Source organism: Pedobacter caeni (assembly GCF_900129215.1).
In the GTDB taxonomy this organism is placed as follows: domain Bacteria; phylum Bacteroidota; class Bacteroidia; order Sphingobacteriales; family Sphingobacteriaceae; genus Pedobacter; species Pedobacter caeni.
On the sequence record NZ_FQUQ01000006.1, the window covers coordinates 180796 to 195831 of the forward strand.

A 15036-nucleotide genomic window follows, 5' to 3' on the forward strand; every position below is an offset into this window, starting at 1 on the left:
TTTTTATCTATTAAAACTCAATATCCCAGATCCCGGCAGCTCTTTCCAGTTCCAGCAACGCATTTCCATGTACATTCAGCGTTTCCAGATAGCTTTGTTGAACATCATTGAACGTTCGCTGGGCAGTAAGGACTTCCAGAAGCGAAGTTTCTCCACGTTTATAGCTGTACACCTTTCCGTCCAGCACTTTTTGTGCATCCAGTAACATCCCTTCTCCAAACTGTGCAACCTGCTTCCGGCTAGCCAGGTAATTATAATAGGCCTGGGTAACCTCTGTTTGAATCTGCAATTCGGTTTGTTTGTACAATACTTCCGCCTGCTGAACTCCATATCTGGCTGATTTTAATGCGCCCTGATTTTGATTGGAAAATTTTAAGGGGATACTAAACCCAATGGTCACATTTGTAGAGGAAGGTGTAGGTGCCACCGCATTCGCAACAACAGAATTTGAGGCCAGGCCAAGAGAAAGGCCCAAATCAAGCGTTCTGCTGGCTTTAGCAAGCTTAAGTAGGCTAACAGATATCTCGTTACTTTTTAAGGCAGCCAGCAGGTCCGTACGGCGATTCTGAGCATTTAAGATCAGCTCTTGCAGATTGAAAACTCTATCGAGCTTTTTCATATCTGCTTCCGGCTGGTAAAACAAATCCTGTTGTTTTGATCCGATGAGCAGGTTCAGGTTAGCGACCGCCGCTTTCCAGTCGGCCTCCTGCTGGAAAACTTCATTCAGCTGAGATGCTGCTTCCAGTCTGGATTGCCGGGCATCAACGGCTGTAATTGCCCCCAGTTTTAAACGAATGCTATCCGAACTGCTTAGTCTTCTCATCATTTCATAAGAGTTCATTTTGACACGCAACAGTTCCTTTTCCTTGATTGCATTGAGATAAGCAGCGCTTGCATCCACCCTGAGGTTTCTGAAATAATCATCCAATAAAAGCTGCGCCAGCTCTGCTTCCCTGTTGGCAAGGTTAATTCTCGCCCTTCTTTTGCCGCCCAGTTCCAGCGTATAGCTTAATCCTGAACTGATTTCATAACCCATTTTCATGCGGCGCTGTCCATGATCTCCTACTCCAAAACTCAGTTCAGGGTCGGGAAAGACCTTCGCACTCAGCGCATCCGCCTGGGCAATGCTGACTTTGAATTTCTCTGCAGCATAGCCAAGGTTGTGTTCTCCTACCATTTTCAAATAGGTTGGGAAGGTTAATTTCAATTGCTTAAAAGCCGTATCAACCTGAGCAGCAACCCTTCCTCCGGAAAACAACATCAACAAGATCAGGAGGCCGTTTTTATAATCATTAAGTAAGTTCATTCGTGTTGGTATTAGTCGTTAATAATTTAGTTTCCTGATCTGTCCTGCTGCCCTCTCCTTTTCGCTCCAGCAGGTAGTAAAGCGCCGGAAGCGCGTATAAGGTGATCGCAGTAGAAAAGAGCAGACCATAAACAATAACTGTTGCCAGTGGACGCTGTACATCGGAACCTATCCCTGTTGCAAGGGAGGCAGGTAACAGGCCCAGAACAGCCACTGTAGCCGTCATCAGTACCGGCCGGAACCGATGCTTTGCGCCTTCAATTACCGCAGTCTTTAATACCATCCCTTGTTTGCGGAGGTTATTGATATGGGAAATCATGATGACTCCGTTTTGAATGGCCACTCCAAACAAGGCAATAAAGCCCACTGCAGAAGAGACATTGAGCGTCATTCCCCTCAGATTTAAAGCCAGCATCCCACCAAATAAAGCCAAGGGAACGATGGTCAGAATCAGTCCTGCCTGATTGAACTTTCCGAAGGCCACATAGAGCAATAAAAACATGATGGCTAAGGCAAGCGGGACAATCACCAACAACCTGGAATAGGCACGGTTCTGGTTTTCAAACTGACCTCCCCACTCGATGCTGTATTGATCATGATCGTATTTAACGTTCGCATCAATCTTACCTTTAGCCTCTCTAAGTAAAGAAGATAAATCCGTACCCCTCATGTTAAGCTTTACCGTCAAATGCCTTCTGTTGGTTTCCCTCGTGATGGTACTTTCTCCTGTACTTAACCTGATCTCTGCTACCTGAGACAAGGGAATTTTTGCCCCTTCATTGTTCTTCAGCATCAGGTTCCCAATCTTCTCAGGGCTATCCCTGCTCTCCTCTTTATAGCGACAAATCACATCGTAAACCTTATTGCCCATGAAGACCTGAGAAACTGCTTTTCCGCCAATGGCCACTTCTATCAGATTTCCTACATCCGAAACATTCAATCCATATTGGGCAATCTTTTCCCGGTCTGCATGAATCTGTAGCTGGGGAAGCGGAGGCTCCTGATCGATCGCAATGTCTACCGCCCCTTTCACCGTTTTCAGTGTACGCTGAATGTCTTCGGCAATTCGCCTGGTCTCTTTAAAATTATCGCCATAGACCTTCACCACGAGTTCACTGTGTGCCCCTGAAATTTTATCCATTACGCCATCAATCATGGGCTGTGCAAAGCCAACTGTATACCCTGGCATGCTTTCATATTCTTTGGACAATTCCTCGATCAGATCGGACTTGGTTTTGCCCCTTGGCCATTGGGAATAAGGTAAAATCCCGATTGAACATTCGAAGTGAGAAGCGGTAAAGGGATCGGTCCCATCGTCGTTTCTTCCTGCCTGAATCATCATATAAGTCACCTCCTTATGTTTCATCGTCCGCTGCCGTAGGGTATCACTCATCTCTCTGGACTTCTCTACCGTAATCCCCGGAGGAAGCTGAACCTGTAACCATATAGAACCTTCATCTAAAGGAGGTAAGAAATCCTTTCCTACAGAAAAACTTAAAGCAATAGCCGCGGCTAGAACTAGCCCAAGTGGTAGAAAAACTTTGCGGGGCTGCTGCATGATTTTACCAATTCTACTATGGTAAGCAACACTCAGTTTCTCCAGCCATTTGTTGTGATACAATTTTTTAGGCTTGCGGTAAGTGAGGTAAGCAAGACCCGGAATCAGGAGCAAGGCAACGGCCAGAGCGCCGAGCAAAGCATAGCCGACGGTAAAGGCCATAGGGGTAAAAAGTTTCTTTTCTACCCTTTCAAAAGCAAACAAAGGCAGGTAAGCAGTGATGATAATCAGTGTCGCAAAAAAGATCGGTTTTGCCACACTAAAAGCCCGCTCCGCAATTGACTTTTCTTCCAGAATTTCCTCAGGATGATCCTCTCTTTTTTTGAGAATCGTTTCCATCATTACGATTGCACCGTCGACAATAATTCCGAAATCTATCGCTCCCAGCGAAAGCAGATTGGCCGGAATATTCGTCAGTTTCATCAGGATAAAAGCGATGAGCAAGGAGATCGGAACCGTGATCGCTACCAATAGCGCGCCTCTCCAACTGCCCAGAAAGACAATCAAAACCACGATCACCAACGCCATTCCTTCGATCAGGGTATGGGAAACGGTATTCAAAGTGGTATCTACCAGATCCGTACGGTCTAAAAAAGTGTGAATCTTTACCCCTTCAGGAAGCAGGCCGCTATTGAGTTCATCCACAGCCTTATTGATCCCCGAAAGGACATCTGAGGGATTTTCCCCTTTTAGCAACAATACAATTCCTTCAATACTCTCGCTATAGTTTCGGCTCCGGTCGGTATACCCCAATACCCCTTTCCGCTCCAGATTTCCGTATTTTAACGTTCCCAGGTCATTCAACAGAATTGGTACACCTTTTTGCGTCCGGACCACAATGCGACCAAGATCTTCCAGGTTCCGCAGCAAGCCGATTCCGCGAACCACGTAGCCTTGTTCTCCTCTGTTGAGGATACTTCCACCAACATTTGCATTGTTTTTACCGATCGTTTCTTCCACATCATCAATGCTCAGCTGGTATTGTTCCAGCTTTTCAGGATGGAGTTCGATCTGGTACTGCGTCGTAATCCCGCCAAAGTTAGTGACATCGGCTACGCCTGAAACCTGTTTGATTTTGGGGATGATGAGCCAGTTTTGAAGATCGGTCAGTTCCCGGAGGTCATGCCCCTTACTTTCAATCACATACCTGTAAATCTCCCCCGTGGGTGAAGTGAGGGGATCCAGACCAGGTTTCGCTCCATAGGGAAGTTCGACCTCATTGAGCCGTTCCTGAATGCGCGTACGCGCAAAATAATCGTCTGTGCCGTCGTTAAACACAATCGTGACCATAGAGAGTCCAAATGTACTTTTGCTTCGCATCACGTGCATCCCAGGCATTCCATTTAAGGCCCGTTCTACCGGAATGGTAATCTGTTGTTCTACTTCTTCTGCGGCGAGACCGGGAACCTGGGTAACGACCTGAGAAGTTACATCAGCAATGTCCGGGTAAGCTTCTACGGCAAGTTTTGTCCAGGAATAATAGCCAAATATGCCCAGAAGGAGGAATAAAGCCAGCATCAGCCAGCGCTTTTGTATGGCGGTAAGTACAATATTCTTCATTTGTATATTTTTTGTACGTGTAATGATTTGAGGTCTTTGTTATGTTGCTTTCAGCAGGGTTATTTTGCTTCCAGCAGGTAAAAACCGCCTTCAGACACAATCGTTTCTCCCGGTTTAAGTCCGGAAAGGATCACCATTCTCCCTTCATCGGTAGCTGCTGTCTGTACCTTCCGGCGAATAAAGCTTCCTGCAGTGGTTTGCAGAAAGACAAAGCTGTCCTCATTCATCTGCAGGACAGATTTAAGCGGCACAACGGTTACATTCTGAGGCATATCTTTAAAATTGACGGTCACATACATTCCTGGTTTAAGGGCATAATCTTTGTTTTCACATTCGATCAGAACCTTTACACTCCTGGTTTCTTCATCCACCAGTTCATCAACATGGTATACTTTACCTGCAATTTTACGTCCCGGATAAGCAGCGATCTCTATGGTCGTTTCATCCCCCTGACGGATAAAGCGGATGTCCTTTTCTTTGACCTGTCCGGCGATCCAGACTTTATTCAATTCTGCGATTTTAGCGTGTGGAACTTCATCACTTTTCAGGTAATGGCCGGTCACCAGTTCATTCTGAATCACCTCACCTTTGATGGGGGACCGGATGATCAATGGTTGCCCTAAAACCATTTTCTCCGGGTCTGTCTGATAGATTTTAAGCGCTGCTTTTAAATTTTCGTACGCTTTTAAACTCAGCTCATAAGCTACCTCTGCCTCTTCTAAGTCTTTAACTGAACCCACTTCATTTTTTTTGAGGTCCTGCTGACGTTTTAAATTCAATCCGGCCTTCTTTAATTCCGATTTTGCAGCGAAAAAATTCTTCTGGGTTTCTATAAATTCCGCTGATACCATTTCGAAAAGCGGGGTCCCGGGATCCACCTTCATTCCCAGCTTCATGAACACCTTCAATACCCTTCCCGAAAAGGGCGGAGCGATGTCCGCATAGAAGTTTGGAATCGCTTTTACCGTCCCGGCACTGCTGAGACTCATGCGGTAAGGGACTTCAGCAACGGTATCCAGCTTTATTTTATGTTGCAGATTTGAATTCGCAGCAATCACTACCGTATCCCCAAGCAGGTGATAATTTGCGGTTTGTTCTTTGTCTTTTTTTGGGGCACAGGAAGCCATGAACAGTACGAAACTGCCCGCTAGAAAAATGTATTTCATTTGTGTTGTTTTTTTACGTTTGAAAGAGAGAATTCTCAGCGCAAAATCTCAGATTTCTTTGTTTACAAGGACTAAACTCTCAATTTTAACAATTTTTAACTATTTTTTATTCAAATACTTACAGCCATTGGTTAAACTTTTTAATGAACACAGTTTTTACATACTGAGTCAACAGACAGTAGCCCGTAAGGATCCCGATGAGCCATGGAAAATAGCTGAGCGGCAAGGCTTGCAGCTTCAATATTCCGGCAAAAGGACTGAAGGGAATGGCGATCCCGATCAGCATCACCAGGCTGGTCAAAGCCACTACCGGAGTCGTCGCCCAGCTTTGGATAAATGGAATTTTCCGGGTCCGGATCATGTGCACAATCAGGGTCTGCGACAAAAGTCCTTCGACAAACCAGCCCGTTTGAAATAAGGCCTGATGTTCCGGCGCATTCGCTTTAAAAACAAAGAACATCAGGGCAAAAGTTGCATAATCGAAAATCGAGCTGATCGGACCGATGTACATCATAAAACGGCTGATGCCGCCGGCATCCCATTTCTGCGGTTTTTCGAGGAAATCCTCGTCCATCCTGTCCCAGGGAATAGAGATTTGTGAAATGTCGTACAAGAGGTTCTGAATGAGCAAATGGATGGGTAACATCGGCAGAAAAGGCAGAAATGCACTTGCCCCAAGCATGCTAAACATGTTTCCAAAATTACTGCTGGCGGTCATTTTGATGTATTTGATGATGTTTCCAAAGGTCCTGCGTCCATAGATCACCCCCTTTCTAAGTACCATCAGGTCCTTTTCCAGCAAAATAATATCCGCACTTTCTTTGGCAATATCTACCGCTGTATCCACAGAAATCCCTACATCAGCATCTCTCAATGCGGCAGCATCATTGATTCCATCCCCCATAAAACCAACCGTATGGCCTTTGGCCTGCAGCAGCTTTACGATTCTCGATTTTTGAATCGGACTAAGTTTGGCAAATATGCTTGTTTCCCCCAGCTGGGCAGAAAGTTCCTCATCCCCCATTTGTTCCACTTCATTGCCCAGTAAAACCTGTTGAAAAGGAATACCAACCTCCCTGCAGATTTTTCGGGTTACCACATCATTGTCGCCGGTCAGGACTTTTACACTGATCCCCAGCTTCTGTAAACCTTCGATTGCAGGCTTTGCAGAGGGTTTAGCGGGATCAAGAAATCCGATAAAGCCGGTTAAGATCATTTTGTTCTCATCGGCAACCGTATAATTTACCGGACGTTCCTCATGTTCTTTGATGGCTACGAGCAGCACCCGGAGTCCATCTGCATTCAGCTTCCTGGAAATGCGGAGCACCGTATTGCGCATGGCTTCATCCATAGGCACGATCCCATCTTTTTCAATATGGAGCTGCCGGTCTTCCCCCGGATCAAAGGCATGGGAACACAAGTCCAGCATTTCCTCTACTGCTCCTTTACAGATCAGCAACTGTTTTCCGTTTTTCTGCTCCAGGATGACACTCATGCGTCTGCGTTGAAAATCAAAGGGAATCTCATCCACTTTTACATAGTCCTCTTCAACCTTCAGGTAGTCATGCAGTTCCACATGTTCCAGAACCGCCAGATCCAGCAGGTTTTTCAATCCGGTTTGATGAAAACTATTGAAATAAGCCCATTTCAAGACTTCATCATCTTCGTCGCCAAATACGTTCAGGTGCCTTTCCAGGATGATTTTATCCATGGTCAATGTTCCTGTTTTATCGGTACAAAGCACATCCATGGCACCAATATTCTGAATTGCATTCAGGCGTTTCACAATGACTTTACGCTTGCTCATGTTCTTTGCCCCTTTGGCCAGATTTGCCGTTACAATCATCGGCAGCATTTCAGGAGTGAGCCCTACTGCCACTGCAATTCCAAACAGCAGAGCTTCAAACCAGTCACCCTTGGTTAAGCCGTTAACCAGGAAAATGAGTGGTACCATCACCATCATGAAGCGGATCAGCAGCCAGCTGACCTTGTTCACTCCTTTATCGAAGCTCGTTTCTGCCCGTTTTCCGGTAATCGCCTTTCCAATAGAGCCGAAATAGGTCAGGTTTCCGGTAGTAACCACAATAGCCATTGCTGTTCCGCTCACCACATTTGTTCCCATGAAACAGATGTTATCCAGCTCCAGCGGCGATTTATGATCTGCACCAGGAATCGGTTCCGAATTCTTTTCCAATGGCAGAGATTCTCCGGTAAGCATGGCCTGACTGACAAACAGGTCTTTCGACTGAATGATCCGGATGTCTGCAGGAATCATATCTCCGGCACTTAAAAAAATCACATCCCCAGGAACGATGTTTTTAATATCGATTTCCTTTTTGCCTCTTAGACGAAGCACGGTGACCGTGGTTTTCACCATGCTCTTCAATTGCTCTGCCGCCCGGTTACTGCTGTATTCCTGCCAGAAACGCAGCAAAGAACTCAGGATCACCATTACCCCTACTACAATAACCGTTTTATAATCCCGCTCGGGCGCTTTAGCGAGCCATACATCCATTATAAAGGAAATTACAGCCAAAGACACCAACACTCCGATAAAAGGGTTTAAAAACGCTTGAAATAGCTGAACATACCAGGCCGGGGCTTTTTCATGTTCAATTTCATTTAATCCAAAGGTTTTCCTCTTATCAGAGACATTGGAAGGTCCCAGTCCTTCTTTACTGCTGCTCAGCATTGCATAGAAGTAATCCTGATCTCCCCTGGAGGCATTTCTCAATTTGGTCACGGCTACATCGTCGAAGCCTGAGACCGCTTTCTGATGGTTCATTTTTAGTGTTTTCATAACTCTGATTGTTGTCCTGTTAATTCCCAGCTTACCCTCATCACCTCACTCTCGATTGTTAACCTGCTGACCATTTTCTCCATTAACTCATCCTGATTGCCCGCAGCAATAATTTCGGCAGTGATGATCGCATTTGCCGGATCCCCGTTGTCGCTGCTCGTCAGGGCCCTGAGCATTAACTTATCATGGTTACCCAAATGCTGCAGCAAGAGGACACGGATGTGGTTTTCTACGGTTCCTTTGCATTTGATGGCGATGAGGTATTCCGTTTCAGCTGTTTCACTTTTCTGAAAAATGGAGATTTTCCCCAGTTTAATACCCAATGGGCGCAACATCAGGTGTGCCATTACGATAAAGGCTGCTCCGATGGCTGCTTCGGTAATGAATCCCATTCCACACAGTGCACCAATTGCTGCAGAACACCAGAGGGTAGCAGCGGTATTGAGGCCCCGTACATTCATTCCATCTTTCATGATGACTCCTGCACCAAGGAATCCAATCCCGCTAACGATGTACGAGGCCACTCTTCCGCTTGCATCTCCACCGATCTTTACGGCGAGGGTAATGAAAATTGCTGCGCCTAAGGACACCAGTGTATTGGTCCTTAATCCTGCGATCCGCTGACGCCATTGGCGTTCTATTCCGATACCTGCGCCTAAAGTAAGCGCCAGTAAAAGACGGGTAGTGAAGTCTAATGTAGTTAACATAGCTTTTGTTGTTGTCCCCTTTCAGGGACAGCAACAACATGCTATTCTGAGGAGGGGAGGTTAAAAAATAATGGCTTATCACACGGAGGCTTATCCATAGGGTTTGTTTTTTATTGTGACGCAAAAGTAAGGCAGGCTTTGCCGGATGGCCGTTAGGGGACCATTAGAAACACATTAGAAAGTCATTAGAAAAAGGAGAATTTTGCTAAACGTGGTTTAGGATAAGGATAAAAGTTGTTCCTTCATTTAGTTTGGAGGTGACCAGGATTTCTCCATTGTGCAGGGCGATGATCTTTTTGGTCAGGGCCAGGCCGATACCATTTCCTTCAGCATACCCTTTGTTATTCCCGCGATAGAAGGGTTTAAAAAGGTTTTCGATGTCTTTTTCTGCAATCCCTATCCCCTGATCAGAGAAGCGGAGGATCGTTTTTTCTTTGTAATAGGAAATGGAAACTACTGATTCCCGGTTTTCAGAAAACTTACAATTGTTCTCCATCAGGTTGATAAACGCAACTTTTAACAGGTGTTCATTCCCCTGAATAGAGATAAAATCATCATCTTCTGCCTCCTGATCAAAGATAATGTTCACCTGATACCCCTGCTGGTTGTGCATGACTTCCGTTCTGGCATCCAGCAACACCTCATCCAGACGGATTTCTTTAAAGCTGATCTCTGCCTGATCGTAACTTGCATTGGCCAGGTTTAGCAGACTTGTGCTCAGACGGGCCAGTTTCCGGGCATCAGTTAAAGCCAGTTCGATTGCTTTTTTATATTCCTCTGTACTACGTTCTTTATTTTGAGAGATTTCCAGTTCTGCAATCACCGTTGCCAAAGGCGTTCTCAGCTCATGAGAAATATGGGAAACAAATTCTTTCTGTGCATCAAAAGAGTTTTCAATTCTATCCAGCATCAGGTTAAAGGTAGTGGCAAGTTCCCCTACTTCATCATTACTGTTTTCGACTTTAAGTCGCCGGTCGAGATTTTTAGCGGTAATTTCTTCTACTTCATCCACCATTTCAGCCACTTGTTTCAGGGCATGTCTGGCAAAAAAATAACCCGCAAAAACAGTCAGCAGCACCGATCCCAAAGCGGATAAAATCAGGATAAAACGAAGGTTGTTTAGTTTTACCAGTCCATATTCATCTTTTGCTGCGGCGGTAATTACGTAATCTGTTCCTTTATACCGGTATAAAAAGCCGACTGCCTGCAGTTGCCCCTGGTTGAACTGAATTTCCCCCTTGCGGACAATCTCTCCGATCATTGCTTTGGTCTCTTTGATCTTATCAATGTTCACCGCATCATGGTACAATAAATGGAAAGCGGTATCATAAACAGCGACTTCCTCCTGAAATAAAGAACTGGGAGAGTTTTTATAGATCAGTTGTAAAACACCGGGTGCCACTTTAGCATCCAGCAATAAATTCGTTTTTGTGATGGCCAGTTGTCTTAGCCGCTTGTAATATTCTTCCTCCCGGTTTTCCGCTGAGGAGAAATAGATAAAAAAAGCGAATCCGCAGATGAGCACTGCAAAAAGCAGGGTAAATAAAAGGCTCAGTTTATGACGGATTTTCACAATGTTCTATTTTAAGGGATCAGCTTTCTTTAAAGATAAAACCCATTCCGGTTTTGGTATGGATGAGTTTATTTTCAAAATTCTTATCAATCTTCTTTCTGAGGTAGTTCATATATACATCGATAAAGTTTGTTCCCGTATCAAAATGGGTATCCCATACTTTTTCTGCGATCTCCGTTCGTGTCAGGATTCGTTCTTTATTGCGCAACATGTATTCCAGCAGCTTAAATTCTTTGGGGGTCAGGCTGATTTCTGCTCCCATCCGGCTCACGACCTTTGTTTGCAGGTTCATTTCCAGGTCCGCATACTTCAATACATTCATCAGCGGAGTTTGTAAAGTTCCTGCTGAGCGGTTCAGAAGGGCTTTTATTCTGGCATGAAGTTCCCTGAAGTCAAATGGTTTTACCAGATAATCGTCCGCACCTGCATCAAATCCTTCTATTTTATCATCTGTAGTTCCCAGAGCGGTAAGCATCAGGATTGGTATTTCCGGCCAGATCATTCTGATTTCTTTACACAGTTCAATCCCGTTCATCTGTGGAAGCACAATATCGGTAATGATCAGGTCATAAGAATTGGAAGTCATTAGTTTCTTTCCCATCAGCCCATCATAAGCCAGGGTAATCAGGAAGCCCTGCTCCTCCAGTCCTCTTTTAATGAGTTCGGAAACACGAAGATCATCTTCAACCAATAACAGCTTCATACTTATAATTTAAAGGGCTTGTTCCGGCAAATATCCAGAATTATTTCGGATTACCTCATTTGAACAAAAAACACCTTCATACTTAAGTAATAAAACAAGTATAAACTTGCTTTATTACTTAAGAGTGGTATTTTTGTAGCATAACTATACTGTATGATCACTAATCAAACACCAGCCAATGGTTGGAGCACTTTATTATCAGGAAAAAACGGACTCAGGTCAATTGCTTTAGCGGGAGGAGTCATGCTCCACGCTACCGATGTTTATCTGGCAACTACCATTATGCCTTCAATCACCCGGGATATCGGAGGTTTATCTTTTTACTCCTGGGCTACCACAATCTATGTCGTTGCAGCCATCATGGGATCAGTTTTCTCCTCCCTTCACCTTTCAAAAAGGGGTCCCAGGTTAGCCTATCGGATTGCTGCATTGCTCTTTGCTGCCGGATCAATAGTCAGCGCTACCGCACCAAATATGGGATTACTACTCCTTGGCCGCTTCATTCAGGGGCTTGGAGGAGGATTATTATTTGCCCTCTCCTATGCCATGATCAGAATTGTTTTTGAGGAAGCGCTCTGGCCAAGAGCAATGGCATTGGTTTCTGCAATGTGGGGTATCTCTGCTTTTTCAGGTCCTTTTGTTGGGGGAATGTTTGCCCAATACGGGCATTGGAGGGTTGCGTTTATCACGCTTGTGGCGATTGCTGTTTCTCTGCTGCTGATTACAGAAAACATTTTACCAAAAAAGACTGCTGAATCTTCAGCTCAGCAAAAAGTTCCTTTTACGCAATTGTTATTGCTTACCCTGGCCACATTAGCCATTTCCGCAGGAAGTGTTACTGACCTCTTAGCTGTTAATATTGGTGGCATTAGTTTGGCCCTGATTCTTTTTTTATGCTTGATAAAGATGGAAGCAAAGTCAGGAAACAGGCTTCTTCCCACCGGAGCTTATCAATTGTCAAATCCCTTAGGTGCCACATATACCGTGATCGCCTTACTGACCATCGCTACGGCAGTGGAGATTTACATTCCATATTTCATGCAGGTCATTCATGGCTTTTCGCCACTTAAATCAGGGTATTTAACCGTAATCATTGCATTGGGCTGGTCTTTTTCTTCTGTATTTTTCTCCGGAGTTTCGAAAGAAAAAGCAAAGTTACTGATGAATAGCGGCCCATTGGCTGTACTTGCAGGGTTGATTGGCTTCGCTTTTCTGATGCCATTAAGCCAGAGCAGCAGCGGTCTCTTTTATTACCTGATGTGTTTTTGTTTGTTTCTGATTGGCATTGGTGTAGGGATGGGATGGCCCCATTTCTTAACTCAGGTATTAACCTCCAGTGCGAAAGGTGAAGAAGAGAAGGCATCGGCATCCATTACCACGGTACAACTGCTGGCTACTGCGGTGGGTACTGCATTAACCGGATTGGTGGTCAATTCGGCAGGCATCATCAAACCCGGAGGTATTGAGGGCGCAGAGCAGTCTTCCGTATGGTTGTTTTCCCTGTTTGCAGTGATGCCATTCTGTGCATGGCTGATTCAATTGTTGAGAAAAAAGCCTTAAAAACAGCAATTCCGGATCTTAATTTAAGCATCCGGAATTGATATGACCTTTTATAAAATGAGTTAGTAACTCATTTCGACAATTTTCTGTACATCTGAAGGAGAGAGGGTTTTATGTTCACCCAAGCCTAACCAGCCCCGCTCTGTAAAGCGTGCCGAGATCTTTTCGGCTGTACCCGGATAATCATCAGTATATTCAGCAAGTGTTGTTTTAATCTCCATTGAATGGAAAAAGGCCTCTGTTTTTGCAATTGCAGCAGTAGCTACCTCTTCAATTGTGCCTTCATTGATCCCCCATACCCGCTTTCCATATTGTGCCAGTTTCTCTTTTTTAGCTTCAAAATTATAGCGGTAATGACTTGGGGCGATGATGGCCAGGGTTCTGGCATGATCAATTCCAAATAAAGCAGTCAGCTCATGTCCCATCGCATGTACTGCCCAATCTGTAGGAACTCCTTTTTGGATCAGTCCATTCAGCGCCATCGTACAGCTCCACATAAAATTAGCAGCAGCCTCATAATCAGCCGGGTTGGCAATCACCTTCGGTCCTACTTCGATCAGCGTCTGCATGATGCTTTCAGAAAAGCGGTCCTGCAGGTGCGCTCCAGCCGGATAGGTCATGTATTGTTCCAGCACATGGGTAAAGGCATCAGTAACCCCGTTTACCAGTTGACGTTTCGGGATGGATTTTACCACTTCAGGATCAAGGATAGAGAACACCGGAAATAAGCCCGGTCCGCCCATGGCCAGTTTCTCCTGGGTTTCTGCCCTGGTAATTACCGAGCCTGAATTCATTTCTGAGCCCGTTGCAGGCAACGTCAGTACCGACCCAAAAGGCAGGCCTGCCTCTGTTCTGATGCTCTTTGCCAGGATATCCCATGGATGATCACCTTTATATAATGCCGCAGCAGAAAGGAATTTCACGCCATCTATTACAGAACCACCACCAACAGCCAGCATAAAGGTGATCTTTTCTTCTTTAATCACTTTTAATGCCTGCATCAGGACTTCATATTCCGGATTTGCAGGAATTCCGGCAAACTCCAGTACTTCAAAGCCTTTTAATGCATTGATCACCTGATCATATACCCCATTGCTCTTAATGCTTCCGCCACCGTAAAGCATCAATACTTTAGCACCTGTTGGGATTTCTTTACTTATCTTTTCTATTTCCCCTTTACCAAAAACGATTTTGGTAGGGTTTTTAAATTCAAAATTTAACATTTTCTATAGGATTTGGAATGCAGCAAAACTATCATCCATGGATTGCAATTCCAAAGAAGCTGTGGTGTTTATTGCGGATAGAATGTCATATTACTCGACCCTTTGCATCAGCATCTTTCTGCCTCCGGCATCGAGCTCCTGTTTCCAGAGTCTTCTGTCCAGCTCATCAATATAATAAGTACTCAACATTCCCGATCCGATTTCATCGGATACACTCAGGATCCAGACCTTTCTTAATCCTGACTTCAGGCTTTGATAAGTTCCTTTCTTCGAATCCTTAACGAAGGCAGTAATCACCCCTTTTTTTCCTGAAGGATTATATTCGAAAATGGAGATCTCTTGTTTATACCCTTCCTTTAAAGGTAACCAGCGAAGAAGCGTAGGATATAAATTACCGTCAAAATAAGCTTGTACAGGAGCTTCGTTGATGTCGGTTTTTACTTTTTTAATTTTATCGTGATAAAATCCGGTTACCGTCTGATCAAAACTAAGTGCCATATCGCGCTGTGGATTGAAAGAAGAATGATATACCGGTTTTAGGTCTTTACGGAGAGCAACGGTGGTATCCGCCCAGGCTCCTTTCATTTGTTTCATTTCTACAGTTGTGATCACCATCACCTTCTCTTTTTCCAGGGAGACTTTGTTGGTGATTGATCCGATTTCAAATTTCGAGGTATCTTTCAAAGCGTACCATTTCATTTGAAACTGCTCATTTTTAATCCATTTCTCGGTGTTGTTTTTTTTCGATGGGATCAGCTTATCCTGAGCACTTAAAGCTGAGACTGCAAAAAGCAGTAAAAAGGTAATTGACAATTTCATCGTTCGGGGGTTTTAGATTAGTTATCAGACTGATATACTGTCCTTTTGTTACAATTGCGAT

10 protein-coding genes are annotated in these 15036 nt (G+C 44.6%); 1 reads left to right on the forward strand and 9 read right to left on the reverse strand.

The genetic code is table 11. The features are described from left to right. Positions 1-10: 10 nt before the first annotated feature. The 7 genes from BUC20_RS27885 to BUC20_RS27915 form a co-directional block, all read right to left on the reverse strand. Entirely contained in the window at positions 11-1306 is a 1296-nt protein-coding gene (locus tag BUC20_RS27885; RefSeq protein ID WP_073236181.1) for a TolC family protein, read from the reverse strand. Then, entirely contained in the window at positions 1293-4424 is a 3132-nt protein-coding gene (locus BUC20_RS27890) for an efflux RND transporter permease subunit (RefSeq protein WP_073236184.1), read from the reverse strand. Before BUC20_RS27890 ends, BUC20_RS27885 begins: the two co-directional genes overlap by 14 nt. Positions 4425-4483: 59 nt before the next feature. Continuing rightward, positions 4484-5590: an efflux RND transporter periplasmic adaptor subunit gene (locus BUC20_RS27895; RefSeq protein ID WP_073236187.1), complete on the reverse strand. Its 1107-nt coding sequence runs from the start codon at positions 5588-5590 to the stop codon at positions 4484-4486. A gap of 118 nt (positions 5591-5708) precedes the next feature. Then, positions 5709-8390, reverse strand: coding sequence for a magnesium-translocating P-type ATPase (gene mgtA / locus BUC20_RS27900; RefSeq protein ID WP_200801062.1), 2682 nt, complete (start codon positions 8388-8390; stop codon positions 5709-5711). Further along, positions 8387-9097, reverse strand: coding sequence for an MgtC/SapB family protein (locus BUC20_RS27905; protein ID WP_073236189.1), 711 nt, complete (start codon positions 9095-9097; stop codon positions 8387-8389). Before BUC20_RS27905 ends, mgtA begins: the two co-directional genes overlap by 4 nt. A 205-nt stretch (positions 9098-9302) precedes the next feature. Then, positions 9303-10670, reverse strand: coding sequence for a HAMP domain-containing sensor histidine kinase (locus tag BUC20_RS27910; RefSeq protein ID WP_073236192.1), 1368 nt, complete (start codon positions 10668-10670; stop codon positions 9303-9305). 19 nt (positions 10671-10689) lie between these two features. Beyond that, the gene (locus BUC20_RS27915; RefSeq protein ID WP_073236195.1) at positions 10690-11373 is read right to left on the reverse strand and encodes a response regulator transcription factor; all 684 of its coding nucleotides are present in this window, start codon (positions 11371-11373) and stop codon (positions 10690-10692) included. A gap of 153 nt (positions 11374-11526) precedes the next feature. On the opposite strand from BUC20_RS27915, the gene BUC20_RS27920 reads away from it, so the two are divergent. Beyond that, complete coding sequence (locus BUC20_RS27920; protein ID WP_073236198.1) at positions 11527-12933, forward strand: MFS transporter; 1407 nt, start codon at positions 11527-11529, stop codon at positions 12931-12933. A 62-nt stretch (positions 12934-12995) separates the two neighbouring features. Here BUC20_RS27920 and BUC20_RS27925 read toward each other — a convergent pair whose 3' ends face one another. Further along, on the reverse strand, positions 12996-14156 hold the full coding sequence (locus BUC20_RS27925; RefSeq protein ID WP_073236201.1) for an iron-containing alcohol dehydrogenase: 1161 nt from the start codon (positions 14154-14156) through the stop codon (positions 12996-12998). 90 nt (positions 14157-14246) lie between these two features. After that, positions 14247-14975, reverse strand: coding sequence for a DUF3108 domain-containing protein (locus BUC20_RS27930; RefSeq protein WP_073236204.1), 729 nt, complete (start codon positions 14973-14975; stop codon positions 14247-14249). Positions 14976-15036: the final 61 nt, after the last annotated feature.